The sequence below is a fragment of the Rhodobacter sp. P2_H5 genome (assembly GCF_056403335.1).
On sequence record NZ_JBFUFS010000006.1, the window covers coordinates 225,908 to 251,166 of the forward strand.

The following is a 25,259-nucleotide window of genomic DNA, read 5'->3' on the forward strand; positions in this document are numbered from 1 at the left end:
CTTATTCGTCCGGCAGGTTTTCCTTCAGGATCAGCTGCAGGCGCGGCGGGATATAAGTATAGGGCCTGCCCTGCAGGGCGGCGGTCAAGAGGTTCAGGGCCTCGCGCGCCTCGACCCGCGGGTTCTGGTCGATCACGGCATCGACCGTGCCATCCAAGAGCAACCGCTTGGTGCTTTCGGTTGCCTCATGGCCGATCAGAACGACGCTATGCTCTGCCCCGCGTCCCTTCAGGGCCGCCGCAATGCCCGAAGTGCCGCCGCCGACGTTGTAGATCGCCGCCAGGTCGGGGTGCTGGTCCAGAAGCGAAAACGTCTCTGACATGGCCCTTTCGCGGTCATCCATGATCTCGCGCAGCTCCAGGATCTGCACTTCGGGGAACTCCTCGCGCAGGATGTGGCGAAAGCCCATCTCGCGCTCTTCATGGCCACGGTAGGAGAGGGAGCCTGCAAACAGCGCCACCTTTGACCTTTGCCCCTTGGGCAAAAGCCGCCCCATCAGAAGCCCCGCCAGACGCCCGGCCTGCCGGTTGTCGATGCCGACATAGGCCAGACGCGGCACGCTTTGGATGTCGGAGGCGAGGGTGATAACCGGAACCCCGGCCTGCGCCAGGCTGCGGATCGCCTCGCGCACCAGGGGGTGGTCCTGCGCGATCAGCCCTACACCCTGCGCCACGCTTTGCAGGGCCAGAAGCCGCGCGGCCAGCGTCAGCGGATTGAACCCTTCTATCCGCTCCACCGTGACGGCAAGTTCCGGCCGGGTGGCGGCGGCCAACTCGATCTGGCGGTGCAGGGTGTTGATGAAGGCATTGGTGCCCGCCGGAAGCAGGAATACCAGCCGCAGCGCCGCTTCGGACTCGGGAGTATCTGCGGGACCTGCGATATAACCCATCCGTTGCGCCGTGCCGATCACCACCTCGCGCGTGCGGGCGCGCACTCCGTCGCGGCCGTTCAGCACCCGGTCCACCGTAGCAGGAGAGACGCCGGCCGCGCGGGCCACGTCCTGAAGGGTCACGCGAGGCGGGGGCATATGGGGTTTCGTCATCCTGCCGATCTTCGAAGCGCTTTGGCCGGGCTTGGCCTGCCTTCGGTGTGCCATCGAATCGGCAGGCTGTAAATGATGTATTTTGATGTTCTCAATATGAGATTGAGGTATTCTGACCCTGCCAATATCCGGAAGTGGGCGGATTTCCTCGATATTTTGAACATTCGTGAGGTGATTTCACCCAAAACTGGCATGTCAGATACGGGATGTGCAATTTTATGATGTTGACTTGATGTGTTGAATCATCATTAATCATCACCTTGAGGGCATCAACGCATGCGCTCTGCTGTCTTGGGAGGGAAAGCAATGGACCAACAGACCCGCATATCGCGGCGCAGCTTGTTGACGACCGGGGGGAAATTCGCTGTCTACGGGGCCGCCCTCGGGCTTGCCCCGCGTTTCATCCGCCCGGCCCGGGCTGGCGCCAGTGACGCATTGGCCCCCGGCATGATTGGCGGACCGACCGGGTTCGACGGGGCCGAGCGTTACCAATATGGTGCCGACACGCCCGAGGGCCGGGCGATCGAGGCGGTCAAGACGCTGAAGGGCGCGGGCAAGGCCCCGGCCAAGATCGTGATCGGCCTGTCGGACGGCTCGATCGGGCAGCTCACCAAGCCCTTCCCGGCAGGCGCGCCCTCGATCAAGGATCTGTGGGAGAAGGAAACCGGCATCCCGTTGGAGATCGTCGGCTTGCCCAATGGCCAGGAATTCACCAAGACGATGCAGGATATCTCCACCAAGGGTGGGGCCTATGACATCTATTCGACCGAGTGGAACCGCTTGGGCGATCTGGCGGAATCGGGCGGGATTGCCAAGCTCGATGACTATGTGGCCCAGCACAAGCCGCAGTGGGATGACCCCAAGACCGGCTATGTGAACGGCGCGCAGGGTGTCGCTTTGCTGAACCAGTATCGCGGCAGCACCTATGGCGTCTCGCTGGACGGCGATTTCCAGACCTGGGTCTACCGCACCGACCTGTTTGGCGATGCGGCCGAGCAAAAGGCCTTCAAGGACAAATACGGCTACGACCTCGCCCCGCCGAAGACCTGGAAGCAGCATTCCGATATCGCGGCCTTCTTCCAGCGGCCGGACAAGGGCCTGTTCGGCTCGACCGACCTGCGCAATCAGGGCTGGGGCTATACCAACTGGTATCAGCGCTATGTCTCGACTGCAGCGCCCAACATGTACCTTTTTGGCGACGACGGCGCACCGCTGATCAATTCCGATCAAGGGGTTGCCGCGACCCAGGCCTATGTCGACAGCCTTTCGCACCACTCGCCCGACGCGATCAGCTGGGGCTGGCCGGAGCAATACGGCAACTTCGCCGCTGGTGGCGCCGCGATGACCTGCGCCTTTTCCAACCTGCCGAAGTTTCTCGACAATGCGGGCAACACCGGGTCGAAAGTCACCGGCAAGATCGGCTCGATGCTGCCGCCGGGCAACGAGATCGACGGCAGGATCGTCAGCCGTTCGGTCCTGTGGTTCAGCCTCACCGGCATGGTTTCGGCCCAGTCGCAATACCCCGAGGTCGCCTATCTGCTGCTGCAATGGCTGGGCTCGGCGCGGATTTACAGCTGGATGACCGCCAATCCGGGTGGCTATTTCGATCCCTTCAGCCTCAACGACTTTGCCGATCCTTTGGTGCGCGAGACCTACCATGCCTACCACATGGATGTGGTGCGCGAGACGGTGGCCCGCACGGTGCCGACCATCAACTACCCGGGGGCGACCGCCTTCCACAACGCGCTGGACGAAAACCTCATGGCCTCGCTCACCGGGGCCAAGACGGCGGCGCAGGCCATGGCCGATACCGAGACCGAGTGGAAGAAGATCACCCGCCGCACCGGACAAGAGAAGATCATCGAGGCGATCAAGGCCAACAAGGCCGCCTGGCCTACGGTTCTTGACCCGATGTGAAAGAAGCCGGCCCGTTGTCGTTCCCAGGACGACGGGCCGACCAAGGGCCGGCGCGCGGACCACGCGCCGGCCACCCATCATTGCCCGGAATCCCCATGACCCGCTCGCTGGCCTTCACGGCCTTTCGCTATTTCGCCATCCTGCTGGCCATCGCCGTGGCGCTGATCCCGATCCTGTGGATGGCCTCGATGGCCTTCAAGCCGATCCCGGAGTGGCAGGCCACCGGGGCCAACCTGACCTGGATCCCGCGCGCGCCGACGCTGGACAACTTTCGCTATATCTTTGGCCAAAGCACCAATGACCTGATCGCCACGCTGGACAAGACGGCGTTGAAACCGATCTTCGCATCGTTCCTTTCCGCTGGAATAGGGACAGTTATTGCGATGACGGCGGGCACGGCGGCGGCTTACGGGCTGTCTCGGTTCGGCAGCGGGGCCAACCTGCCGCTGGCGCTGGTGCAACTGCGGCTCTTCCCGCCGATGGCGGTGATGACGCCGGTGATGATCATGTGGGCCTTCCTGAACTTCACTGACAGCTGGTGGGGGCTGGCGCTGGTTTACGGCATCGTCACGCTGCCCTTCGCCTTCTGGCTGATGAAAACCTTCTTCGACGACATGCCGAAAGAGATCGAGGAGGCGGCTTTGGTCGAAGGCTGCAGCCGCGCCCGAGTATTTTGGCGCATCACCCTGCCGATGATGCGGGCGCCCCTCGCCTCGGCCGCGCTGTTTGTCTTCATCCTGAACTGGTCGGATTATCTGATCGCGCTGCTGCTGACGACGCGGGAATGGGTGACGATCCCGGTCTATATGGCCTCGCTTTCCTCCTCGATGACCGGGCAGCTTTACGGGGCCAAGGCCGCTTTGGGCCTGATTGCCGCCGTCCCGCCGGTGGTGATGGGGGTCCTGATCCAGAAACACCTGGTGCGCGGGCTGACGTTTGGAGCGCTGAAGCAATGAGAGACGAATCCGCCAAGCTCGGCTTCCGCCTGACCCTGCCGGCGCAGGTGCTGGTCCTGTTCATCTCGGTCTTCCCGCTGCTGATGCAGCTTTACATTTCGTTGACCGATTGGTCGCCGCTGTCGGGCCTGTCCTGGACGCAAGCCTGGTCGATGTGGAACAGCTTTGCCAATTACACCGACCTGCTGCACGACAGCCGGCTCTGGGCCGCGCTGGGCCGCACCGCCCTTGTCATGCTGGTCTGCGTGCCGGTGGAGTTTCTCCTGGGCCTCGGCCTCGCCACCCTGTTCATGGACGATTTCCCCGGCAAGAGGATCGCCTATTCGATCCTGATCATGCCGATGATGGTGGTGCCTGCCGTGGCCGGCTACATGTTCTTCATGCTCTTCCAGTCGGGCGGGCCGGTGAATGACATCCTGGCCCATTTCGTCGGCCACCCGGTCACGCTCGCCTGGCTATCAGACCCTAACCTCGCCCTTTTCGCGGTGATGAGTGCCGATATCTGGCAATGGACCCCGCTGATGTTCCTGATCCTGCTGGCGGGCATGGTCGGCGTCCCCGAGGATCAGATCCGTGCCGCAACGCTTCTGGGCGCCGGGCCGGTGCAACGCTTCCGCACCATCGTTCTGCCGCGGATGAAGACGATCATCGGCATCGCACTGGCGATCCGCGTCATCGAGTGTTTCAAGATCTTCGACACGCTCTTCATCATGACCGGCGGTGGCCCTGGTGTGGCGACCGAAACCATCAGCGTCTACATCTACAAGATCGCCACCCAGGATCTGATCTGGGGCTATGTCGCGGCCATCGCGCTGGCGATCCTGATCGTCCTTTCCATCGCCTGTGTCTGGGCCCTCAAACGGATGAGCCGCCAATGAGCGCTATTCACCTTGATCGCCTCGTCAAACGCTTTGGCCCCTTCACGGCGCTGAAGACCATGGATCTGACCATCGCGGATGGCGAGTTTGTGGCTCTGCTCGGGCCCTCCGGCTGCGGCAAGTCCACCACGATGAACATGATCGCGGGGATGGAACGGCCCTCGGAAGGGCGCATCCTGTTTGGTGACCGTGACATGGCCGGCGTGCCGATGGGGCAGCGCGGCGTGGGCTTCGTCTTTCAGAACTATGCGATCTTTACGCATATGACGGTGCGGCAGAACCTGGCCTATGGCCTGAAATCCACCCACCGCCCGGCCGAAGAGGTCGCCCGCCGCGTGGGGGCCATGGCCGAACTGTTGCAACTGACCCCGATGCTGGATCGTCCGGCGGCGGGCCTCTCGGTCAACATCCTGCAACGGGTGGCGATTGGCCGAAGTGCGGTGATGGAGCCTGCTATTTTCCTGCTGGACGAGCCCCTGTCCAACGTGGACGCCGCCTTCCGCGCCGTGATGCGGACCGAGCTCAAGCAGCTTCAGCGCAATTTCCGGCAAACCATGGTCTATGTGACCCACGACCAGCTGGAGGCGATGACGATGGCCGACCGCATCGCTGTGATGGACCATGGGGTGCTGCAACAGGTCGGCACCCCGCTGGAGATCTACAACAACCCCGCCAACCTGTTCGTCGCGCGCTTCATCGGGTCGCCGGGGATGAACCTGCTGCAGGGCAGGGCAGTGGAAACGCCTTCGGGTCTGGTCCTGGACCTTGGGCCGATTGGCATGACGCCCGCGCTGGCCCCGGCGCAGGCCGCAGCTTTGCGGCAGGCGCGGGTCGATGTGGTTTATGGCTTTCGCCCCGAACAGGTGGCCCTCGTGGCCGAGGGTCAGGGCATGGCCTTGCCGATCACCTTCGTCGAACGGATCGGCGCGCGGACCATTCTGCATCTGGGGCAGGGCGCCTCTGCCGCCAAGGTGGTGCTGGAGAATGACGCCGGATTTGCCGTGGGCCAGCTGTTGCATTTCGCCCCGCTCGCCGCTTCGGTCCGGTTGTTTGATGCCGCCACTGGCGCAGCCCTGAAAGGTCTCTGACATGGCTGAAATCGCCTTTCGCAACGTGACCAAACGCTACAAGGACATCCTCGCCGTCGATGAGGCGAGCTTTACCGTCGCCGACAACGAGTTCTTCTGCTTCTTCGGCCCGCCGCTGTCGGGCAAAAGCACGATCCTGCGGCTGATCCTCGGGCTGGAGAAACCCGACTCCGGCGAGATCCTGATCGACGGCAAGGTCGTCAACACCGTCTCTCCCGCCGCGCGCAACATCGCGATGGTGTTCCAGAATCTGGCTCTGTTCCCGCATATGACGGCCGCCGACAACATCCGCTTCCCTTTGATCGAGCGGCACGAAGCTCCGGCCAAGATCGAAGCGCGGTTGAAAGATGCGGCGGAAAAGCTGCATATCGGGCATATCCTGCACAAGATGCCGGGCCAGCTCTCCGGTGGCGAACGCCAGCGCGTCGCCATTGCCCGCGCTTTGGTGCGTGATCCTGCGGCCTATCTGATGGACGACCCGATTTCCGCCCTCGACGCAAGGTTGCGCGAGGAGACCCGGGTGGAGTTGAAGCGCATCCAGCGCGAGGCCGGGCGGACGCTGATCTATGTCACCCACGATCAGGAAGAGGCGATGTCGGTCGCCGACCGCATGGCCATTCTGGAACATGGCGCGATCCGGCAGGTGGGTTCGCCGGTGGAGATTTACGACAACCCGGCCACGACCTATGTGGCGCGGTTTCTGGGCTCTCCCGTGATGAACATCCTGCCCGCCCGGCGGATCGGGGCGGCGTTCGAGGCGGCCTCGGGCGCGATCCTTGTGGGAGCCCCGGATGCGCTGGTCGGCGTGGCCGAACTTGGCCTGCGGCCGGAGGATCTGCGCGTTTCGCCCTATGCCGGGGCCGGGCAACCCGCCACTGTGGCCGAGGTGGAGCCTTTGGGCGGCTATACCGTAGTGACGCTGCAGGCCGGTGCGCAGCCTTTGCGCGCCATGCTGCGCGGTCAGCCCGACATGCGGGTAGGCGCGCAGGTGGCTTTGTCCTGCGATGCGGCCAAGGTGATCTGGTTTGGGGCGGGCGGACAGGCCCTCCCCCGCTTGGGAGGAGCGAGAACATGAGTGACGCTTTGGGCTTTCAACCCGATCCGCCGGTGCGGAGCAAAGGCCTGACCATTGGCTGCATCGGTGCCGGCATGATCATGGCCGAATGCCATCTGGCCGCCTATAAAGAGGCCGGCTTCACCGTCGGCGCCATCGCCAGCCGCACCAAAGCCAAGGCCGAGGCCGTGGCCACCCGCTGGGGCATCCCCAAGGTGCACGACACCCCCGAGGCGCTGATCGCCGACCCGTCGATCGAGGTGCTCGACATCGCCTATCCACCGGACCAGCAGCCCGCGCTGATCTATGCGGCACTGAAGCAGCCGCATATCAAGGCGATCCTGGCGCAAAAGCCGCTCGCCCTGACCCTCGCCGATGCGATTGCGCTGCGCGATGCGGCGGCCAAGGCGGGCAAGGTGCTCAGCGTCAATCAGAACATGCGCTATGACCAGTCGATGCGGGTCCTGAAGCAGATCCTTGAAAAAGGCGAGCTTGGTGACATTGTTTTCGCCCAGATCGACATGCACGCCATCCCGCATTGGCAGGGTTTCCTCGAAGGCTACGACCGTCTGACCCTGGCCAACATGTCCGTCCACCACCTCGACGTGCTGCGCTTCCTGTTTGGCGAGCCGGTGGAGATCACCACCCTGACCCGCAAGGACCCCCGCACCACCTTTGACCATTCGGATGGCATCACCGTTTCAACCCTGCGCTTCGAGTCCGGCGTTCTTGCCGTCAGCCTTGAAGACGTCTGGTCTGGCCCGCGTGCCGAGGGTTACGACAACGACCAGTCGATTACCTTCCGGGTGGAGGGTACCGAAGGTGTCGCCAAGGGCGCGATTGGCTGGCCGACCGGAGCGGCGAGCACGCTGACCTATGCCTCACAGAAAACCACCGGCGGCAAATGGGTCACGCCAACTTGGGACACGATGTGGTTCCCGCACGCCTTCATCGGCGTGATGGAACAGCTGCAACATGCCGTCACGACCGGGACCGCCCCGGCCCTGTCGGTCGCCGACAACGTCAAAACCGTGGCGCTGATCGAGGCGGGCTACAAGTCCATAGCCGAGGGCCGCACGGTCAAACTGTCCGAAATATCAACGAACTGAGGGAGGAACTCACCATGATGCAATCCGGGATTTTCACCGGCTATTTCCCCTACGGGCTGGAGGAGACCGCCAAGCGCATCCGCAGCCACGGCTTCAACACCGTGCAGCTGGACCTGCATTTCAAGGACATCGACCTGTCGGCGGGCCAGATCACCGGCGCCAAGGCCAAACAGGTGCGCGACACGTTCCGCGCCCATGACCTGCCGATCTGCTGCATTTCCGGCTATACCAACATCATCCATCCTGACCTTGCGCATCGCAAAGCCAATGTGGACCGGTTGAAGGAACTGCTCCGCAACGCCCGCAGCTTCGGCACGCCCTATGTCATCTCGGAAACGGGGACCTATAACACGGAGTCCGAATGGATGTCGGACCCGAAGAACAAGTCCGAAGAGGGCTTCGAGATGTGCCGCAAGGTCATCGCGGAACTGTCTCAGGTCGCCTATGACCACGGCGCCCAGTTCCTGCTGGAAACCTATGTGAACAACGTGGTGGGCAGCGTCGAGGAAACCGTCAAGATGTTCGCGCAGGTCGATCACCCGGGTCTTGGCCTGCTGATGGACCCGACCAACTATTTCGAGGATCACAATATCGACTCGATGGACAAGGTTCTGAACCAGGTCTTCGACACGCTGGCCGACAAGGTGAAGATCGCCCATGCCAAGGACGTCGCCCGCGCCAAGGATACGTCCGAAAAGCATGCCGACATTGGCGATGATGACGCTTTGGCCAGCCACACCTTCCGCGGCGTGGGTGCGATTGCGCTGGATGCGCCGGGGATGGGGGTCTTGAACTATGACCTCTATCTGCAGCGCCTGGCTGAGAAGAACCCCAATATCCCGGTGATTATCGAACACCTGGACGAGGCCGATGTGCCGCGCTCCAAAGCCTTCCTTGACGGCAAGTTCGTCGCCAACGGAGTGTGACAAGACGGGCGGCGACATCCGCCGCCCCAACCAAAGGTGAGACATGCCCAGACTGTTCGGAGAAGACCTGACCCCGCTTGAAATCGCCCGCCGCTCCGGCAGCCTCGGGGCCTATGGCGGTGTGCGGCTGATGGAATTGTCGGACGGTCTGGAGCGCGGCATCCGGATGCTGGAGTTCCGCACCGGCACCGGGTTGCGCTTTACCGTGCTGGTCGATCGGGCGTTTGACATGTGCGAGGTCGAATACAAGGGCCAGTCGATCGGCTGGTACGGGCCTTCCGGCGTCCGTCACCCCGGCCTGCATGAATATGACAGCGAGGGCGGGTTTTCCTGGGGCCGCAGCTTCTCGGGCTTTCTGGTGACCTGCGGGCTGGATCACACCCTCGGGCCAGCCGAGGTTCCGGCCGAAAACTACAACTACCCCGGCATCAAGACCAACACGCACGGCCTGCACGGCCGCATCTCCACCATCCCCGCTAAGCTGACCGGCTATGGCGAGCGATGGGAGGGGGATCGCTGCATTCTCTGGGCCGAAGGCCGGGTGCGCCAAGCCGCCACCTTTGGCGAGAATCTGACCCTGTTCCGGCGGATCGAAGTCGATCTGGGTTCCAACGAGATCCGCCTCAGCGACCGCGTGCAGAACACCGGCTTCCTGCCCACGCCGCATATGTTCTTCTACCACATCAACATCGGCGCCCCCTTGCTGGCCGAAGGGGCACGCTATGTCGCCCCGATCACCGATGTAGTCTGGGCCGCGCACACCGAGCGCTATAGGGTTCAAGGCGTGGGCTACCGCCGCCTGCCCGCGCCGATGGACAATTTCGCCGAACAGGTCTGGCAGCACGAATGTGGCTCTAATGCGGCCCAAGAGGTCCCCGTTGCCTTGATCAACGACCGGCTTGCGCTCGGGATCGAAGTGACGACCCGCAAGGACCAGCTGCCCTGCCTGTACGAATGGCAGCACTTTCAGGCCGGGGGCTATGCCCTTGGCATCGAACCCTCCACCCACCACGTTCTGGGCGACCTGGCCGCGCGCGAGCGGGGGGAGATGATCTGGCTCGGGCCGCAAGAAAACCGGCTCTATGACAGCAGTTTTCGCATTCTGGACGGGGCGGAGGAGATCGCCGCCTCCGAGGCGAAGATCACCGCCATCGCCCGCCAGCCGCAAGAAGATTACCCCACACCCTCGGGCCAGTTCCGGCCTTTGACCGGGCGCGGGCAGAAATAGAGGAAGACCATGCCCTACGATCAACCCCTTGTGGAACAACGCGATTATTCGCTGACCGGGCCGAATGCGCAGCGCGCCATCGACCTTGGGCTGGCTTCGGCCGAATGGTATCACTCCGAAATCCCGCGCAAGGTGATGAAGGAACTGATGGCGCGGTCGGATCAACCGGCGCTGCGCGATACGGTCATCTGGCTGGGGCTTTTGGTGCTGACCGGGATTGGCGGGGTCTATTACTGGGGCACCTGGGCCTGCGTGCCGTTTTTCTTTGTCTATGGCGTGCTGTACGGGTCTTGCTGCGACAGCCGCTGGCACGAGGCGGGGCATGGCACGGCCTTCAAGACCTCCTGGATGAACGATGTGGTCTATCACATCGCCAGCTTCATGGTGATGCGCAACCCGGTGAACTGGCGCTGGAGCCATGCGCGGCACCACACCGACACGATCATCGTTGGAAGGGATGCCGAGATCGGCTTCATGCACCCGACCAATATCTGGATGAAGATTCAGGCTTTTCTCAGCCCGATTGACGCCTACCAGTCGCTCAAGGTCATCGCCCGCAACGCAATGGGGAACATGAGCGCGGACGAGCGGGATTATATCCCGGCCTCCGAGATCCCGAAGGCGATCTTCTGGGCGCGGGTGCATATGGCGATCTATCTGGCCACGCTGGTGACCGCGCTTTGGATGCGGTCGATCCTGCCCTTCATGCTGATCGGTCTGCCCCGGCTTTACGGCTGCTGGCATATGTACATGACCGGCCTGATCCAGCATGGCGGCCTGGCCGAGGATGTGACCGACCACCGCCTGAACTCGCGCACCTGCTACATGAACCCGGTAAGCCGCTGGATCTACTGGAACATGAACTACCATGTCGAACATCACATGTTCCCGATGGTGCCCTATCACGCCCTGCCGCGCCTGCATGCTCTCATCAAGCACGACCTGCCCGCACCCTGCCCCTCGATCTGGGCGGCCTATCGGGAAATGGTCCCTGCGGTGATCCGTCAGCGTCGGCAGAAGGGCTATTACCTGCGCAAGGTGCTGCCCGCCACGGCCCGCCCCTACCGCGAAGAGTTTCACCAAGAAGTGCCCGACCGTTCGGGAATGGAGTCCTGAGATGCCCTGGATCAAAGCCTGCGATGTGGATGACATCGACCCTGAAGACGTGCTGCGGTTTGATCATGGGGCCAAAACCTATGCGATCTACCGCGACCCCAAGGGCGCGTTTTTCGCCACCGATGGCTTGTGCAGCCATGAGAAGGTCCATCTCTGCGATGGGCTGGTGATGGGCGATCAGATCGAATGCCCCAAGCACAATGGTCGTTTCAACTACAAGACCGGCGCCGCCCTTCGCGCCCCGGTCTGCGTGAACCTTGCCACCTATCCCGCCCGTGTTGTTGGCGACGCTGTTGAAATCGAGGTGGCGTGATGGCGCGGCAAAAACCCACCGTCGCCGATCTGAGGGGCAAGAAGGGTCAGGGGCAACTGACGATGCTGCGCGTCTTCACCCTGGAGGAGGCCGCGGCGGCCGAGGAGGCAGGGATAGATATCGTCTCTGTTCCGCCGGAATTGGTCACAGATCCCGAATATCGCAAGGTCGCGCCGGGCCTGTTTTCGATGACCGGCTACGACCACCGCAGCACCGGAACGCGGGACGATTACCTGCGCTTTTCCGGCAAGATGCTGATGGCGGGGGCCGATGCGATGTATTGCTCGGGCAGCCTCGCCACGGTGAAATTCCTCGCGGACGAGCATATCCCGGTGGTGGGGCATGTCGGCCTCGTCCCCTCACGCAACACGTTTACCGGCGGATTCAAGGCGGTGGGCAAGACTGCCGACACCGCCGCCGCGATGCTGGAGGAAGTCCGCGCCTATGAAGCGGCTGGCGCCTTCGCGGTCGAGATTGAGGTGGTGCCGGTGGAGGTCGCAACCGAGATCAGCAAGCGGGTCAAGATCCTGCTCTGGTCGATGGGGGCGGGGCCGGGCTGTGACGTGCAGTACCTTTTCTCCGAAGATATTCTCGGCATGAACCGGGGCCACATGCCGCGCCATGCCAAGGTTTATCGCAACTTCGCCGCCGAATTCGACCGGTTGCAACGCGAACGTGTCGCCGCCTACCGCGAGTTCATCGCCGATGTCGCGTCGGGCGCTTATCCCGAGGATCGCCATGTGGTGAAGATGAAGGCGGAGGAACTGGCGGCCTTCCTGCGTCAGATCGCCTGACGTTTCAGGCTTTTGCCTCGGCCTCCAGCCAGCCGCGAAAGGCCTGCAGCGGCGGGTAATCGGCGCGTTCCTCGGGCCAGCAGAGGTAATAGCTGGAGGGGCTGCGCATCGGCGCCTCCAGCGCGGGAACGAGCTTGCCAAGCGCCAGCTCCTCCTCGAACAGAAAGCGCGGCAGAAGGGCCACGCCAAGGCCCGCGACCGCCGCTTGCGCCAGGGTGGCGAACTGGTCGAACAACATGCCGTGGACGTTGGAGGCCTCGACCTTCTGATGGGCGAACCATTGTTCCCAGGCATCGGGGCGCGAGGTCAGGTGCAACAGCGGCGCGCGGCGCATGTCCTCAGGGCGGGTCAGGGCCAGACTGTCCCGCAGGGCGGGGGCGCAGGCGGGGATCACGTCCTCCTCCATCAGAAAAGCGCAATGCCCGCCCGGCCAGTCGGCATCGCCGAAGTGGATCGCGGCGTCGATCGTCTCGTTGGCGAAGTCGAAGGGGCGCAGCTGGGTCACCAGGTTCAGCGTGATGCCGGTATGGGCCGACAGAAAGCCCGGCAGGCGCGGGGCGAGCCAGCGGGTGCCGAAGGTCGGCAGGATGGCGAGGGTCAGCGAGCCACCGGCGGGATTGGCGCGCAGGTTCAGGGACGCCGTGCTGATCTTCTGCAAAGCGTCTCGAATATCGCGCGCATAGGCCTTGCCGGCGTGGTTCAGCCTGATGGTCTGGCGCTGGCGATTGAACAGCTCGACCCCCAGCAGATCCTCCAGCGCGCGGATCTGGCGCGAGACTGCGCCCTGCGTCAGGTCCAGTTCCTGCGCCGCTGCCGTGACGCTTTCGGTACGGGCTGCCGTCTCGAAGGCCGCGAGAAAGTGCAGGCCGGGCAAAAAGCGTCGGGGTGTGCGCATGTCATTACCCTGTGGAATGAAGTCATTGCCATTCCTCGTTAGCCGTGGCGGATTTGGCAAGTGATAATGCCTCACCTCCGAAAGAGAGTCCGCAATGCCGCAGCCGCCCATGCCGCAGATGAATGACATGACCCATGGCCTCTGGGGCCGGACGGCGGGGCCTGCGCCTGTCACCGGCGCGCTGGTGGGCGAGGTTCTGGCCGATGTGGTGATTGTCGGCGCCGGCTACACCGGCCTTTCGGCAGCCCTGCACTTGGCCGAGGCGGGCCGTTCGGTCGTGGTGCTGGAGGCGTATCAGGTGGGCTTTGGCGGGGCGGGGCGCAATGTTGGTCTCGTGAATGCCGGCATGTGGGTGCAACCCGAGGCGCTGGTGGCGCGGCTGGGCGACCATGGGCATCGGCTGATTGACCTTCTGGGCAAAGGGCCGCGCCAGGTTTTCGATCTGGTGGCGCGTCTGGGCATCGCCTGTGAGGCGGTCCCTCTGGGCACGCTGCATCTGGGCGTTGGCCCCGAGGGTCTGACCGAGTTGCAGGAGCGCGCCCGCCAGTGGCAGCGGCTTGGTGCGGCGGTCGAACTGCTGGGCGCGGGCGAGACGGCGCAGCGGGTTGGCACCGCGGCCTATGCCGGGTCTTTGCTGGACCATCGGGCGGGCACGATCCAGCCGCTGGCCTATGCGCGGGGGCTGGCGCAGGCGGCACTCGCGCAGGGAGTCAGGATCTATACCCAAAGCCCGGTCCTGTCACTGCGCCACGCCGCCGAATGGCGGGCGCAGACGCTGCAAGGGCAGGTCAAGGCCGGCTGGCTATTCGTCGCCACCGATGCCTACACCGCCCATATCCACCGCGAGATTCGGCAGGAACAGATCCTGCTGCCCTATTTCAACTTTGCCACCCAGCCGATGAGCCCCGCCCAACAGGCCAGCGTCCTGCCGGGGCTGGAGGGGGCCTGGGACACGCGGCAGATCCTCACCTCCTTCCGGCGCGATGCGGCGGGGCGGCTGGTCTTCGGCTCGGTCGGGGCTTTGCGCGGCACCGGGCGGGCGGTGCACGAGGCCTGGGCACGCCGCGCCATGACCCGGCTTTTCCCGCAGCTGAAGGGGCTTGATTTTGAACATGCCTGGTATGGCCGCATCGGCATGACCGCCGACAGCCTGCCGCGCATGCACCGTCTGGGGCCGCAGGCCTACAGCTTTTCGGGCTATAATGGCCGGGGCATCGCCCCCGGCACGGTCTTTGGCCAGTGCCTCTCTGCCCTGGTGCTGGGCGAGGCCGCCGAAGCCGACATGCCCTTGCCCGTCACGCCGATGCAGCCCATCGCCCTGCGCGGTCCGCGCGAGATTTTCTACGAAATGGGCGCGCAGGTCAGTCACCTGATCGACGCCCGCTCCCCCAAGACATGAGAGAACAGCCATGACATCCTATGCCGCAGAGGCCACCCGCATTCTGGAAACGCTCGGCGTGGATCCTGCCCGCTACACCGGCGGCAGCCTGACCTGCCATTCGCCTCTGACCGGCGAGGTGACGGCCAAGGTGGTGATGGACGACGCGGCCACGGTCGCGGCCGCGATTGCCCGCGCCAGGGAAGCGTTCAAGGTGTGGCGCTCCGTCCCCGCCCCCCGCCGGGGTGAGCTGGTCCGGCTGTTTGGCGAGGAATTGCGCACCCACAAGGCCGATTTGGGCCGTCTCGTCTCGATCGAGGCGGGCAAGAGCCTGTCCGAAGGCCAGGGCGAGGTGCAGGAGATGATCGACATCTGCGACTTTGCCCTTGGCCTGTCGCGGCAGTTGTACGGTCTGACCATCGCCACTGAACGCCCGGGCCATAGGATGATGGAAACCTGGCATCCTCTGGGTGTGGTCGGGGTGATTTCCGCCTTCAACTTCCCTGTGGCGGTCTGGGCCTGGAACACCGCGCTGGCGCTGGTCTGTGGCGATGCGGTGATCTGGAAACCGTCGGAGAAGACCCCGCTCTGCGGGCTGGCGGCGCAGGCGATCCTTGAGAAGGCCATCGCCCGCTTTGGCGAGGCGCCCGAGGGGCTGGCGCAGCTGGTGATCGGCAAGGGCGACATCGGTGCGGCTTTGGTGGAAAGCCCGGATGTGGCCCTGATCTCGGCCACCGGGTCGACGCGGATGGGGCGGATCGTCGGGCCCAAGGTCGCGGCGCGCTTTGGCCGGACGATCCTTGAACTCGGCGGCAACAATGCGGGGATCGTCTGCCCCTCGGCCGATCTGGACATGACCCTGCGCGCCATCGCCTTTGGCGCCATAGGCACGGCGGGCCAGCGATGCACCACGTTGCGGCGGCTGTTCGTGCATGCCTCGGTCTATGACCAGCTGGTGCCGCGGCTGAAGAAGGCCTATGCCAGCGTGTCGGTCGGCAACCCGCTGGAGACGCAGGCCCTCGTCGGCCCCTTGATCGACGCCGACGCCTATGCCGGCATGACCAGGGCGCTGGAGGCGGCCAATGCCGCAGGCGGCACCGTGCAGGGCGGCGAGCGGATTGGCTTTGAAGGCTATTACGTCCGTCCCGCCTTGGTGGAGATGCCGACCCAGGCCGGCCCGGTCATGGAGGAGACCTTCGCACCGATCCTCTACATCATGCGCTACACCGATCTTTCCGCGGCGATAGAGGCACATAATGCCGTGGGCGCCGGTCTGTCCTCGGCCATCTTCACCACCGATCTGCGCGAGATGGAGACCTTCCTCTCCTCCGCCGGGTCGGATTGCGGGATTGCCAATGTGAACATCGGCACCTCGGGTGCCGAGATCGGCGGGGCTTTCGGTGGCGAGAAGGAAACCGGCGGCGGGCGCGAAAGCGGTTCGGACGCCTGGCGCGCCTATATGCGGCGGGCGACCAACACGATCAACTATTCCACCGCCCTGCCGCTGGCCCAGGGTGTCAGCTTCGATATCGAGGGCTGAGACATGGGCCGTTCCGTCATCGTCCACGAAAATTTCCTGCGCCGGGTGGCCGCGGGCGACCTGCCGCAGGGCCGTGCGCCCGCCGGCCCCCTGACACCGGATCAAGCCGCCACGATCTACCGCGCTGCCTGTCTGACCCGTGCGCTTGACCGCCAAAGCCGCGAGATGCAGAGGGCGGGGCAGGGGTTCTACACCATCGGCTCCTCGGGGCATGAGGGGATGGCGGCGGTCTCGATGGCACTGCGCCCGACCGACATGGCCTTCCTGCACTACCGCGACGCGGCGTTTCAGATCGCAAGGGCGATGCAGGTGCCGGGGCAGGACCCGGCCTGGGACATGCTTTTGTCCTTCGCCGCCTCCTCCGAAGACCCGATTTCCGGCGGGCGCCACAAGGTTCTGGGATCGAAGGCGCTGAATATCCCGCCGCAAACCTCGACCATCGCGAGCCATCTGCCCAAGGCGGTCGGCGCCGCCTATGCTATCGGCGCGGCCAAGCGCCACCGGCCCGAACATGCGACCCTGCCCGAGGATGCGGTGATCTGCTGCAGCTTTGGCGATGCCTCGGCCAACCATTCCACCGCGCAGGGGGCCTTCAACACCGCGCAATGGACGGCCTATCAGGGCCTGCCGCTGCCCTTGTTGTTCGTCTGCGAGGATAACGGCATCGGGATTTCGACCAAGACCCCGAAGGGCTGGATCGCGGCCAGCTTCGCGGCCCGCCCCGGAATGACCTATTTCGCCTGCGACGGCCTCGACATCTTCGACACCTACCGCGTCGCGGCGGAGGCCGCCCATTTCGTCCGCACCCGCCGCAAGCCCGCCTTCCTGCATATCCGCACCATCAGGCTTTACGGCCATGCCGGCGCCGATGTGCCGACCACCTATCTGCCCCGCGAAGAGGTGGAGGCGGAAGAGGCGCAGGACCCGCTGCTCCACACCGTTCGCCTGCTGGACGAAGCCGGGGTAGTGCGCCCTACCGAGGCCTTGCAAATCTACACCGACACCGCCGCCGAAGTCGCCCGCCTTGCCGCCATTGCCGTGACCCGCCCGCGTCTGCAAACGGCAGCCGATGTGATGGCCGCAATCATCCCGCCGAAACGCGCCTGCCGCCCCGGCAACGGCCCCTCGCCCGAGGCGCGTGCGCAGGCTTTCGGCGGCGACATCAAGCAGATGGCCGAACCGCAGATCATGTCGCGCCTGATCAACTGGGCGCTGACCGATCTGATGCTGTCCCACCGCGAAATCGTGATGATGGGCGAGGATATCGGGCGCAAGGGGGGCGTCTATGGCGTGACGCAAAAGCTGCAGGCCCGCTTCGGAGCCGAGCGGATGATCGACACGCTGCTGGATGAACAGGCGATCCTTGGCCTTGCCATCGGAATGGGGCAGAACGGCTTTCTGCCGATGCCCGAGATCCAGTTCCTCGCCTACCTGCACAATGCCGAGGACCAGATCAGGGGTGAGGCTGCGACTTTGCCCTTCTTCTCCAACGGGCAGTTTTCCAACCCGATGGTGCTGCGGATCGCGGGTCTGGGCTATCAGAAGGGCTTTGGCGGGCATTTCCACAATGATAATTCGGTCGCGGTGCTGCGCGACATTCCGGGGCTGATCCTCGCCTGCCCGTCGAACGGGCCGGACGCGGTGCGAATGCTGCGGGAATGCGTGCGCCTCGCGCGGGAAGAGCAGCGCGTCGTGGTCTTCCTGGAGCCAATAGCACTTTACCCGATGCGCGATCTGCATGAAGAGAAGGATGGCGGCTGGATGGGGCTTTATCCTGACCCTTCCGAGGTGATTACCCAGGGCGAGGTCGGCCTGCATGGCGCGGGTGAGGATCTGGCCATCGTGACCTTCGGCAATGGCACCTACCTGTCCCTGCAGGCGCAGCGCCGACTGGCCGAGCAGGGCATCGCCGCCCGGGTGATCGACACGCGCTGGCTGTCGCCCCTGCCGACAGAGGCCTTGGTCAAGGCGGTCTCCGGCGCGAAACGCATCCTGATCGTCGATGAAACCCGCCGCAGCGGGGGCGTGGCCGAGGCGTTGATGGCGCTGTTCCATGAGGCGACCGATCTGCCCGTGACGCGGCTGACGGCTGAGGACAGTTTCATCGCCACCGGACCCGCCTATGCCGCAACCATGCCGGGAGCGGATGATATCGTTGCAGCAGCCTTGCGGATGATGCGGCAGGATCGGGCGCGTTCGGCGGCATAAGACCTTGCCGGGGCGCGGGAAAGGTGCTGCTTTGCAGCCCAAAGTCGCGAAAGGGCTGGGGATGGGTGAACGCTGGGTGAAGCTGGCCAATGGCCACAGGCTTTGGACCAACCGGGTCGAAGGCGGGCCGGGCCTGCCCCTTCTTCTGCTGCACGGCGGGCCGGGGGCGGGGCACGATTATCTGGAGCCTTTGGCGGCGCTTTCCGCCGACCGCCCGGTGATCTTTTATGACCAGCTGGGTTGCGGCAGGTCGGACAAGCCCGATGTGCCCGCCCTCTGGACCATCGAGCGTTTTGCCGAGGAAGTGGACGAAGTGCGCGCGGCCTTGGGCCTGACACGCTGCCATATCCTCGGGCAAAGCTGGGGCGGCTGGCTGGGGGTGGAATACATGCTGAAAAGGCCGGCGGGACTGGTCAGCATGACCCTCGCCTCTACTTCGGCCTCGATCCCCTTGTTCCGCGCCGAATGCGCCCGGCTGATCGGCGAGATGAGTCCGGCGCATCAACAGGCGCTCGCGACCTACGGGATGCAGGGCGCCTATGACCACCCGGATTATCAGGCGGCGGCCAACGAGTTCTACGCCCGCCACGTCTGCCGCCTGCCGGAATGGCCCGATTGCATGATGCGCACGGTTCAGAACCTGACTGGCAATCAGGTCTACGAGACGATCAATGGCCCGAACGAGTTCACCGTGATCGGCAACCTGCGCTATTGGGACCGGACGGCGGAGCTTGCCAGCCTTGATTTGCCGGTGCTGATCACCTGCGGGCGCTATGACGAATTGGGCACCGCCTGTGCCGCACCGATGCAAGCCGCGATCAAGGGGGCCAGAACGGTGGTCTTCGAACACTCCGCCCATGTCGCCCATATCGAAGAGGCAGAGGCCTATGCGGCCACGGTGGCGGAATTCCTGCGCGGGGTTGAGGCGGCTTAGGCCTGCCCGCGCATCGCGATATCGGATTGCACGATCAGGCCCTGCGGATCGGGGGTGACCTCGGGGGCCTGCATCATCGCGAGGGACAGCGCCTCTGCCGGGCTCATGCCCAGCATGCGCAGGGCCGAGGCGGTCACCTGCGTGATGTCGGGCGTTATGCCGGCCGCCTGCCATTGCAGCGCTACGATGGCCAGGGCCGAGATATTGTCCACCGCGAGATTCGCCGGCATCTGGCAAAACCTCTGCTTCTCCATTCCTTTCAGCAGCAGGGGCGGCAGAAGATGGGTCAGAAGATTGTCGCACTGCACCATGTTGATGCTCAACTGCACCGAAAACCGCGCCAGAAGCGGGTAGGTCGCGGCCAGGCTCAAGGCGAGGCGCAGGCTTTTGGCGCAGGCCTCCGCCGGGTCTTCGATCGTCTGGACGGCGTCCAGCGAAAGCTGCAACAGCTCGTCCACCAGGGCATCGCGCGCCGCCTCGGCCAGATCTTCGACCGAGGCGAAGTGGTTGTAGAAGGTGCCGCGCGCCACGCCGGCCTTTGCGATGACATCCTCGATCACCGTCTGGTCATGGCCTTTGGCGGCGATGACCAGAAGCCCCGCCTCGACCAGCCGCGCCCGCATCTTTTCGCGGCGCTGGGCGGCGACGGCGGGGCGGTGGTCTGACTTCGCCCCGGTCATGCCGCGGCCGGTGGCCGGACCCGGAAGACCAGACAGTACAGCGCCGGCACGAACAACAGCGTCAGCAGGGTGCCCACGATGATGCCCCCCATCATCGCATAGGCCATCGGCCCCCAGAACACCTGCCGCGAGATCGGGATCAGCGCGAGGCTCGCCGCCGCCGCCGTCAGAAGGATCGGGCGGGCGCGGCTGTCGGTGGCATCGAACACCGCCTGCCAGCGTTCCAGGCCGCGATGTTGCAGCTCCTCGATCTCATGCACCAGGATGATCGAGTTGCGGATCAGGATGCCGACCAGCGCCAGCACGCCCAGGATCGCGACAAAGCCCAGCGGCGCGCCGGAGGCGAGCAGCGCCGCCACCACGCCGATCAGGCCGAGGGGCGCGACCGCCAGCACGACAAAGGCGCGGCGGAAGCTTTGCATCTGCACCATGACCAGCGTGACCATGATCAGAAGCATCACCGGCACCACGGCGGCAATCGGCGACTGGCTTTCGCCGCTGCTTTCGACCGAGCCACCGATCTCGATGTGGTAGCCCGGGGGCAGCGTGTCGGAGAAGGCGGCAATCGCCGGGGTCAGGTCATTGACGATGGTGGCGGGCTGGTCCTTGGTCGCCACAGCGGCCTTGACGGTCACGGTGGGCACGCGGTTCCTTTGCTGAATGATCGGCTGCTCCAGGGTCCATTCCAGCGTCGCGAAAGAGTTCAGCGGAATGGGCTGGCCCGCCGAATTGCCCAGCTGAAGGTTCTGCAGGCTCAGCACGCTCGACCGGTCGGCATCGCTGCCGCGCGCCACCACGTCGATCAGGGTCTTGCCGTCGCGGAGTTCCGTCACCGTCACACCGTCAAACAGGCTATACAGCGCGTTGGCCACATCGGTCTGCGTCAGGCCCAGCTGGCGCAGCTTGTTCTGGTCCAGCACGACACGGGCAACGCGGGCCGGCTCGTTGAAGTTCTCGGTGATGGTCTGCAGCCGCTTGTCGGTGGCCAGAACGGCGGCCAGCGCGCGCCCCAGATCCGAGACCTTGTCGGCATCGGGGCCGGACAACCGGTATTGCACCGGCTTGCCGACCGGCGGCCCAAGTTCCAGATATTTCGGGAAAATATCGACGCCGGGCACTGACGCTGCATAGTCCTGCACCGCCTTGCGCAGCGCGTCGCGCGCGGCAAGGTCGGCGGTCATCACCACGATCTGGCCCAGATTGTCCGCAGGGGTCAGCGCATCATAGGCCAGGATGAACCGCGGGGCGGACTGGCCGACATAGGTCGACCAGAAGGTCGGCTCCTCGCGCTTGGCCAGCCAGGCGTCCAGATCGGCCATCGCCGTGTTCGTCGCGTTGAAGGAGGCGTTCTGCCGCAGGTTCACGTCGATCACCAGCTCCGGCCGGTCCGAGGTCGGGAAGAACTGCTGCTCGACAAACTTCATCCCGTAAAGCGAGACGGCAAAGATCACGACCGTCACACCCACGGTCAGCCATTTGGCGCGCATGACCAGCCGCAACACGCCATGAAAGGCCCGCCGCAGCCGCCCCGGCTCGGCCGAGTGGTGCTTCATCGCCTTGGGCAGGAAGGCCATGCCGAGGATCGGCGCGAAGAGCACCGCCACGATCCAGGACAGCAAAAGCGAGATCACGATCACATAGAACAGCGAGATGGTATATTCCCCCGCCGCCGAGGAGTTCAGCCCGATCGGGATGAAGCCCGCCATGGTGATCAGCGTGCCGGTCAGCATCGGAAAGGCGATCGAGGACCAGGCCGCCGAGGCCGCCTTTTCAAGGCTCTCCCCCACCTCCAGCCGCGAGATCATCGTCTCGATCGAGATCATCGCGTCATCGACCAGAAGCCCCAGCGCGATGATCAAGGCGCCGAGCGAGATGCGCTGCAGCGTGATCCCCATGATGTCGAGGACGACGAAGGTCAGCGCCAGCACCAGAGGAATCGCCAGTGTCACCACCAGCCCGGCCCGCATGCCGAGCGAGACGAAGCTGACGCCCAGCACGATCACCACCGCCTCAACCAAAGCGCGCAGGAAGTGGTTGACCGATTCCTCCACCACATGGGGCTGATCGGCGACGCGGTGCACCTCGATCCCGATGGGCAGGGTCGGGGCCAGACGCTCCATCTCCTTGTCGAGGGCGGCGCCGAAGGTCTGGATATTGGCGCCGGTCCGCAAACCGATGATCAGGCCGATGGCCGGCTTGCCGTCATAGCGGAACAAGGAGGAGGGCGGGTCGCTGTAGCCCGCCGTCACGGTGGCCACATCCGACAGGACAAAGAATGTGTCACCCACCCGCAGGGTGGTGGCGGCCAGCTCATCCGCCCCGGTGAAAGAGCCCGAGACGCGGACCATCACCTTCTCCTCCGCCGTGCGGATCACGCCCGAGGGGACGATGGCATTCTGCTTGGCCAGCGTGTCCAGCACCGTTGTCGCATCCAGCCCCAGCGCCGCCAGCCGGCGGGCCGAAAATTCGATATAGACCACCGGGTCCTGCGTGCCGATCAGATCGACCTTGCCGGCATCGGGCATCTGGCGCACGGCATTCTCGACCGTTTCGGCCCATTTCTTGGCCTCGGCGGGGGTATAGCCGTCATAGGTGAAGGCATAGATATTGCCATAGACGTCGCCAAAGCTGTCGTTGAAGCCGAAGCCCGCGAATTCCTTGGGGAATTCGCCCCTGATATCCGCCATCATGTTGCGGATGCGGGCCCAGGTGGCGGCGACGGCGGGGGCCTTGGTGCTGTCGGTCAGCTCGACATAGACCGTGGCACGGCCGGGCCTTGTTTCGGAACGGGTGTCCTTGAGGTTCTCCAGCTCTTGCAGCTTCTTCTCGATGCGTTCGGTGACCTGGGTCAGCGTCTCCTCAGCCGTGGCGCCGGGCAGGGCGGCCTGAATGATCATGGTCTTGATGGTGAAGGCCGGGTCTTCCTCGCGCCCGAGCGAGGAATAGCCGATGGCGCCGGCCAGAAGCGAGACGAGGATCAGATACCAGACAAAGGAGCGGTGGTGCAGCGCCCAGTCAGAAAGGTTGAAGCGCATCATTGGATTCCTTCGCCAACGGTCTGGTCTGCGGTCAGGGAATGGACGCCCCTGACGACGATCTCGTCTCCGGCCTGAAGGCCATTGACCACGACGCGGGGGCCAAGGTCCTGGCCCAGGGTCACCGGCACCAGCGACACCTTGCGCCCGGCGCCAACGCGCCAGACCTGCGGCGCCTCGGGGGAGCCCGCGATGGCGCTGTGCGGCAGGGTGACGACCGGGGCGGTGGTGCCGGCCAGCCGGGCCGAGATCAGGCTGCCCAGCCGGTAGGAGGAGGGCGCATCGACCAGCGTGAGCCTCAACCGGCGGCTGCGGGTGCCGGTCCCGGCCGACGGTTCGATGATCCGCAAGGTGCCGGTCACCGGCGGGCTGCCGCGCCCCTCGACGATAAAGGCGTCGCCGATCTTCAACAGGGCCAGAAACTCGCTCGGCACATCCAGCACCGCCTCACGCCCGGTGAGGTCGGCCAGCGTCAGGATCGGGGTGCCCACCGCCACCACGGTGCCGGTTTCAACGGCGGTCTTGGTGACGATGCCGTCGCGCGGCGCGTGAAGCTCGCTGTAACCCGCAGCGTCGCGGGCCTGGGCCAAGTCGGCCTCGGCGGCGGTCACGCCCGAAACGGCGGTGTCGCGGCTCGCCTGCGCGCTTTCCAGCTGGGCGCTGCTGGCGACATTGCGCGACACCAGCTGCTGCATCCGGTCCAGGCTTTGCTGGGCAAAGGCGGCGCGGGCCTGGGCGCCCTGCAGCGCGGCCTGGGCTGCGGCCAGATCCTCGTTCAGGGTGACCTGATCCAGCGTGGCCAGCACATCGCCCGCCTTGACCCGGTCGCCCGCCGCGACATTCAGCGTGGCCACTCGGCCCAGCGTCTGGAAGGCGAGGTCGGCGGTCACCTCGGCCTCGATCGTGCCGGTGAAGGCGCGGGCCTGGATCGGGCCGGGGGTGACGACTTCCGACACCACCGGCCGGGCGATTTCGGGGGCTGCGGCGGTCTCGGCCCGCAGCGGTTGGGCGAGAAGCATCACAAGCAGAAGAGCGCCGCGCATCACTGACCCTCCTTCACGGCGACCACGGTGCGGTCGGGGTACAAAAGCTGCGCGCCATCGGTCACGACCAGCGTGCCGGGCGCAATGCCCTCCGCCAGCCGGAAGGTCGCAGCGCCATAGGCCGAGACGGTGACCGGCGTCTGATGCACGACCATGGTGGCGGGATCGACGGTCCAGACCGCGGGACTGCCGCCCAATGCGGTCAGCGCCGTCCAGGGCAGGCTGATCGCATCGGGTTCGGGCAGGCTCAGCCGGCCAATGACCGGCGTGCCAAAGACCACGCTGGCGGGGGCTGAGGCATTGAGCCTGGCTTTGACGGTGACAGACCCGGTAGCGGCATCGACCAAGGGCGAGATTTCCGAGATCGTCGCGGCAAAGCTGAGATCGGGCTGGTCGATCGGCGTCAGATCCACCCGGTCGCCCAGGAAAGGATCCAGATCGACGCCATCGGGCGCGTTGAAGACCGCCTCCAGCCCGCCATCCGTCGCCATCGAGACCACCTTTTGCCCGGGGTTCACGACCTGACCCGGCTCGGCCCCGCGCGCGGTAACGATGCCATCCTGCGGCGCGCGCAGCACGGTGTTGTCCTGCGCGGTGCGCGCCTTGCTCAGCTGCGCCTGGGCCTGATCGCGGCTGGACTGCGCGGCGAGCAGGGCATTGGTCGCGTTGTCCAGATCGGCCCGCGTCCCCACCCCGCTTTGAAGAAGCCCGTTGGCGCGGTCGCTGGCCTGTTGCGCCTCGCGCAGGGCGGCCTCGGCGCCGTCGAGCCCGGCCAGCGCGGCGCGCAGACCGGCCTCGGTCTGGGTCGGATCGACGCGGGCCAGTTCCTGCCCCTTGGTGATGTGGTCACCTTCGCGCACCTCGACCGACAGGACCCGGCCGCCTTGCGGGAAAGAGACCGGAAATTCCTCGATCGCCTGCAGGGTGCCGGTCAGCACGGCTTCGGCTTTCACGGGAGAGAGCTCGGCGGTGACGATATGCACCGGCAGCGGTTCGGCCAGGGCGGCGGTCGCGATCAGGGCAAGACCTGCGGCACAGGAAAGCACGGGCTGAAGCATGGGGAGTCCCTTTTCGACACCTGAGAAGCAGCAGTTTCGGCCTTTGATGCCATAATGACACTTTTGT

Annotated in this window: 21 protein-coding genes; 15 read left to right on the forward strand and 6 right to left on the reverse strand. The window is 65.0% G+C overall.

Annotation, left to right across the window (positions count from 1 at the left end):
• Position 1 precedes the first annotated feature (1 nt).
• Entirely contained in the window at positions 2-1,027 is a 1,026-nt protein-coding gene (locus tag AC1DVR_RS10680; RefSeq protein WP_478000547.1) for a LacI family DNA-binding transcriptional regulator, read from the reverse strand.
• Positions 1,028-1,348: 321 nt separating this feature from the next.
• Between AC1DVR_RS10680 and AC1DVR_RS10685 the strand changes: the two genes are divergently transcribed.
• The 11 genes from AC1DVR_RS10685 (at position 1,349) to AC1DVR_RS10735 (ending at position 12,421) form a co-directional block, all read left to right on the forward strand.
• Positions 1,349-2,959 (forward strand): extracellular solute-binding protein, encoded by a 1,611-nt coding sequence (locus AC1DVR_RS10685; RefSeq protein ID WP_478000548.1) that lies wholly within the window; start codon positions 1,349-1,351, stop codon positions 2,957-2,959.
• A gap of 95 nt (positions 2,960-3,054) precedes the next feature.
• Positions 3,055-3,915 carry a carbohydrate ABC transporter permease gene (locus tag AC1DVR_RS10690; RefSeq protein WP_478000549.1) on the forward strand — a complete coding sequence of 287 codons (861 nt, stop codon included), beginning with the start codon at positions 3,055-3,057 and terminating at the stop codon, positions 3,913-3,915.
• Positions 3,912-4,793: a carbohydrate ABC transporter permease gene (locus tag AC1DVR_RS10695; protein ID WP_478000550.1), complete on the forward strand. Its 882-nt coding sequence runs from the start codon at positions 3,912-3,914 to the stop codon at positions 4,791-4,793. Before AC1DVR_RS10690 ends, AC1DVR_RS10695 begins: the two co-directional genes overlap by 4 nt.
• Positions 4,790-5,881, forward strand: a complete 1,092-nt coding sequence (locus tag AC1DVR_RS10700) for an ABC transporter ATP-binding protein (RefSeq protein ID WP_478000551.1) — start codon at positions 4,790-4,792, stop codon at positions 5,879-5,881. Before AC1DVR_RS10695 ends, AC1DVR_RS10700 begins: the two co-directional genes overlap by 4 nt.
• A gap of 1 nt (position 5,882) precedes the next feature.
• The gene (locus tag AC1DVR_RS10705) at positions 5,883-6,956 is read left to right on the forward strand and encodes an ABC transporter ATP-binding protein (RefSeq protein WP_478000552.1); all 1,074 of its coding nucleotides are present in this window, start codon (positions 5,883-5,885) and stop codon (positions 6,954-6,956) included.
• The gene (locus AC1DVR_RS10710; protein ID WP_478000553.1) at positions 6,953-8,044 is read left to right on the forward strand and encodes a Gfo/Idh/MocA family protein; all 1,092 of its coding nucleotides are present in this window, start codon (positions 6,953-6,955) and stop codon (positions 8,042-8,044) included. Before AC1DVR_RS10705 ends, AC1DVR_RS10710 begins: the two co-directional genes overlap by 4 nt.
• A 14-nt stretch (positions 8,045-8,058) precedes the next feature.
• Complete coding sequence (locus AC1DVR_RS10715; RefSeq protein WP_478000554.1) at positions 8,059-8,970, forward strand: sugar phosphate isomerase/epimerase family protein; 912 nt, start codon at positions 8,059-8,061, stop codon at positions 8,968-8,970.
• A gap of 43 nt (positions 8,971-9,013) precedes the next feature.
• Positions 9,014-10,198, forward strand: coding sequence for an aldose 1-epimerase family protein (locus tag AC1DVR_RS10720; protein WP_478000555.1), 1,185 nt, complete (start codon positions 9,014-9,016; stop codon positions 10,196-10,198).
• Positions 10,199-10,207: 9 nt separating this feature from the next.
• Entirely contained in the window at positions 10,208-11,314 is a 1,107-nt protein-coding gene (locus AC1DVR_RS10725) for a fatty acid desaturase family protein (RefSeq protein ID WP_478000556.1), read from the forward strand.
• 1 nt (position 11,315) lies between these two features.
• Positions 11,316-11,627 carry a MocE family 2Fe-2S type ferredoxin gene (locus tag AC1DVR_RS10730; RefSeq protein WP_478000557.1) on the forward strand — a complete coding sequence of 104 codons (312 nt, stop codon included), beginning with the start codon at positions 11,316-11,318 and terminating at the stop codon, positions 11,625-11,627.
• The gene (locus AC1DVR_RS10735) at positions 11,627-12,421 is read left to right on the forward strand and encodes a 3-methyl-2-oxobutanoate hydroxymethyltransferase (RefSeq protein WP_478000558.1); all 795 of its coding nucleotides are present in this window, start codon (positions 11,627-11,629) and stop codon (positions 12,419-12,421) included. Before AC1DVR_RS10730 ends, AC1DVR_RS10735 begins: the two co-directional genes overlap by 1 nt.
• A 4-nt stretch (positions 12,422-12,425) precedes the next feature.
• Here AC1DVR_RS10735 and AC1DVR_RS10740 read toward each other — a convergent pair whose 3' ends face one another.
• Positions 12,426-13,316, reverse strand: a complete 891-nt coding sequence (locus AC1DVR_RS10740; protein WP_478000559.1) for a LysR family transcriptional regulator — start codon at positions 13,314-13,316, stop codon at positions 12,426-12,428.
• A 94-nt stretch (positions 13,317-13,410) separates the two neighbouring features.
• Here AC1DVR_RS10740 and AC1DVR_RS10745 point away from each other — a divergent pair, with 94 nt between their 5' ends.
• The 4 genes from AC1DVR_RS10745 to AC1DVR_RS10760 all read left to right on the forward strand — a co-directional run bounded on the left by AC1DVR_RS10745 (position 13,411) and on the right by AC1DVR_RS10760 (position 19,376).
• Positions 13,411-14,715 (forward strand): NAD(P)/FAD-dependent oxidoreductase, encoded by a 1,305-nt coding sequence (locus AC1DVR_RS10745; RefSeq protein ID WP_478000560.1) that lies wholly within the window; start codon positions 13,411-13,413, stop codon positions 14,713-14,715.
• Positions 14,716-14,725: 10 nt separating this feature from the next.
• On the forward strand, positions 14,726-16,234 hold the full coding sequence (gene amaB / locus AC1DVR_RS10750) for an L-piperidine-6-carboxylate dehydrogenase (protein ID WP_478000561.1): 1,509 nt from the start codon (positions 14,726-14,728) through the stop codon (positions 16,232-16,234).
• A gap of 3 nt (positions 16,235-16,237) precedes the next feature.
• Positions 16,238-18,442 carry a dehydrogenase E1 component subunit alpha/beta gene (locus tag AC1DVR_RS10755; protein WP_478000562.1) on the forward strand — a complete coding sequence of 735 codons (2,205 nt, stop codon included), beginning with the start codon at positions 16,238-16,240 and terminating at the stop codon, positions 18,440-18,442.
• A gap of 61 nt (positions 18,443-18,503) precedes the next feature.
• Entirely contained in the window at positions 18,504-19,376 is an 873-nt protein-coding gene (locus AC1DVR_RS10760; RefSeq protein WP_478000563.1) for a proline iminopeptidase-family hydrolase, read from the forward strand.
• Here AC1DVR_RS10760 and AC1DVR_RS10765 read toward each other — a convergent pair.
• From AC1DVR_RS10765 to AC1DVR_RS10780, 4 genes are read right to left on the reverse strand one after another with little or no spacing between them, the layout of a single operon-like run.
• The gene (locus AC1DVR_RS10765; protein WP_478000564.1) at positions 19,373-20,056 is read right to left on the reverse strand and encodes a TetR/AcrR family transcriptional regulator; all 684 of its coding nucleotides are present in this window, start codon (positions 20,054-20,056) and stop codon (positions 19,373-19,375) included. The two genes, AC1DVR_RS10760 and AC1DVR_RS10765, sit on opposite strands and share 4 nt — an antisense overlap.
• Entirely contained in the window at positions 20,053-23,091 is a 3,039-nt protein-coding gene (locus AC1DVR_RS10770) for an efflux RND transporter permease subunit (protein ID WP_478000565.1), read from the reverse strand. Before AC1DVR_RS10770 ends, AC1DVR_RS10765 begins: the two co-directional genes overlap by 4 nt.
• Positions 23,091-24,134 (reverse strand): efflux RND transporter periplasmic adaptor subunit, encoded by a 1,044-nt coding sequence (locus AC1DVR_RS10775; RefSeq protein ID WP_478000566.1) that lies wholly within the window; start codon positions 24,132-24,134, stop codon positions 23,091-23,093. The genes AC1DVR_RS10770 and AC1DVR_RS10775 overlap by 1 nt, the downstream gene beginning before the upstream one ends.
• Entirely contained in the window at positions 24,134-25,192 is a 1,059-nt protein-coding gene (locus AC1DVR_RS10780; protein WP_478000567.1) for an efflux RND transporter periplasmic adaptor subunit, read from the reverse strand. Before AC1DVR_RS10780 ends, AC1DVR_RS10775 begins: the two co-directional genes overlap by 1 nt.
• Between the last annotated feature and the right edge of the window lie 67 nt (positions 25,193-25,259).

Excerpts from the sequence above, each read along its gene's own strand:
- AC1DVR_RS10740 (WP_478000559.1), bottom strand. The coding sequence starts at position 13,316 with ATGCGCACACCCCGACGCTTTTTGCCCGGCCTGCACTTTCTCGCGGCC.
- AC1DVR_RS10755 (WP_478000562.1), top strand. The coding sequence starts at position 16,238 with ATGGGCCGTTCCGTCATCGTCCACGAAAATTTCCTGCGCCGGGTGGCC.
- AC1DVR_RS10695 (WP_478000550.1), top strand. The coding sequence starts at position 3,912 with ATGAGAGACGAATCCGCCAAGCTCGGCTTCCGCCTGACCCTGCCGGCG.
- AC1DVR_RS10680 (WP_478000547.1), bottom strand. The coding sequence starts at position 1,027 with ATGCCCCCGCCTCGCGTGACCCTTCAGGACGTGGCCCGCGCGGCCGGC.
- AC1DVR_RS10710 (WP_478000553.1), top strand. The coding sequence starts at position 6,953 with ATGAGTGACGCTTTGGGCTTTCAACCCGATCCGCCGGTGCGGAGCAAA.
- AC1DVR_RS10725 (WP_478000556.1), top strand. The coding sequence starts at position 10,208 with ATGCCCTACGATCAACCCCTTGTGGAACAACGCGATTATTCGCTGACC.
- AC1DVR_RS10760 (WP_478000563.1), top strand. The coding sequence starts at position 18,504 with ATGGGTGAACGCTGGGTGAAGCTGGCCAATGGCCACAGGCTTTGGACC.
- AC1DVR_RS10715 (WP_478000554.1), top strand. The coding sequence starts at position 8,059 with ATGATGCAATCCGGGATTTTCACCGGCTATTTCCCCTACGGGCTGGAG.
- AC1DVR_RS10730 (WP_478000557.1), top strand. The coding sequence starts at position 11,316 with ATGCCCTGGATCAAAGCCTGCGATGTGGATGACATCGACCCTGAAGAC.
- AC1DVR_RS10735 (WP_478000558.1), top strand. The coding sequence starts at position 11,627 with ATGGCGCGGCAAAAACCCACCGTCGCCGATCTGAGGGGCAAGAAGGGT.
- AC1DVR_RS10745 (WP_478000560.1), top strand. The coding sequence starts at position 13,411 with ATGCCGCAGCCGCCCATGCCGCAGATGAATGACATGACCCATGGCCTC.
- AC1DVR_RS10780 (WP_478000567.1), bottom strand. The coding sequence starts at position 25,192 with ATGCTTCAGCCCGTGCTTTCCTGTGCCGCAGGTCTTGCCCTGATCGCG.
- amaB (WP_478000561.1), top strand. The coding sequence starts at position 14,726 with ATGACATCCTATGCCGCAGAGGCCACCCGCATTCTGGAAACGCTCGGC.
- AC1DVR_RS10770 (WP_478000565.1), bottom strand. The coding sequence starts at position 23,091 with ATGCGCTTCAACCTTTCTGACTGGGCGCTGCACCACCGCTCCTTTGTC.
- AC1DVR_RS10775 (WP_478000566.1), bottom strand. The coding sequence starts at position 24,134 with ATGCGCGGCGCTCTTCTGCTTGTGATGCTTCTCGCCCAACCGCTGCGG.
- AC1DVR_RS10685 (WP_478000548.1), top strand. The coding sequence starts at position 1,349 with ATGGACCAACAGACCCGCATATCGCGGCGCAGCTTGTTGACGACCGGG.
- AC1DVR_RS10700 (WP_478000551.1), top strand. The coding sequence starts at position 4,790 with ATGAGCGCTATTCACCTTGATCGCCTCGTCAAACGCTTTGGCCCCTTC.
- AC1DVR_RS10705 (WP_478000552.1), top strand. The coding sequence starts at position 5,883 with ATGGCTGAAATCGCCTTTCGCAACGTGACCAAACGCTACAAGGACATC.
- AC1DVR_RS10720 (WP_478000555.1), top strand. The coding sequence starts at position 9,014 with ATGCCCAGACTGTTCGGAGAAGACCTGACCCCGCTTGAAATCGCCCGC.
- AC1DVR_RS10765 (WP_478000564.1), bottom strand. The coding sequence starts at position 20,056 with ATGACCGGGGCGAAGTCAGACCACCGCCCCGCCGTCGCCGCCCAGCGC.
- AC1DVR_RS10690 (WP_478000549.1), top strand. The coding sequence starts at position 3,055 with ATGACCCGCTCGCTGGCCTTCACGGCCTTTCGCTATTTCGCCATCCTG.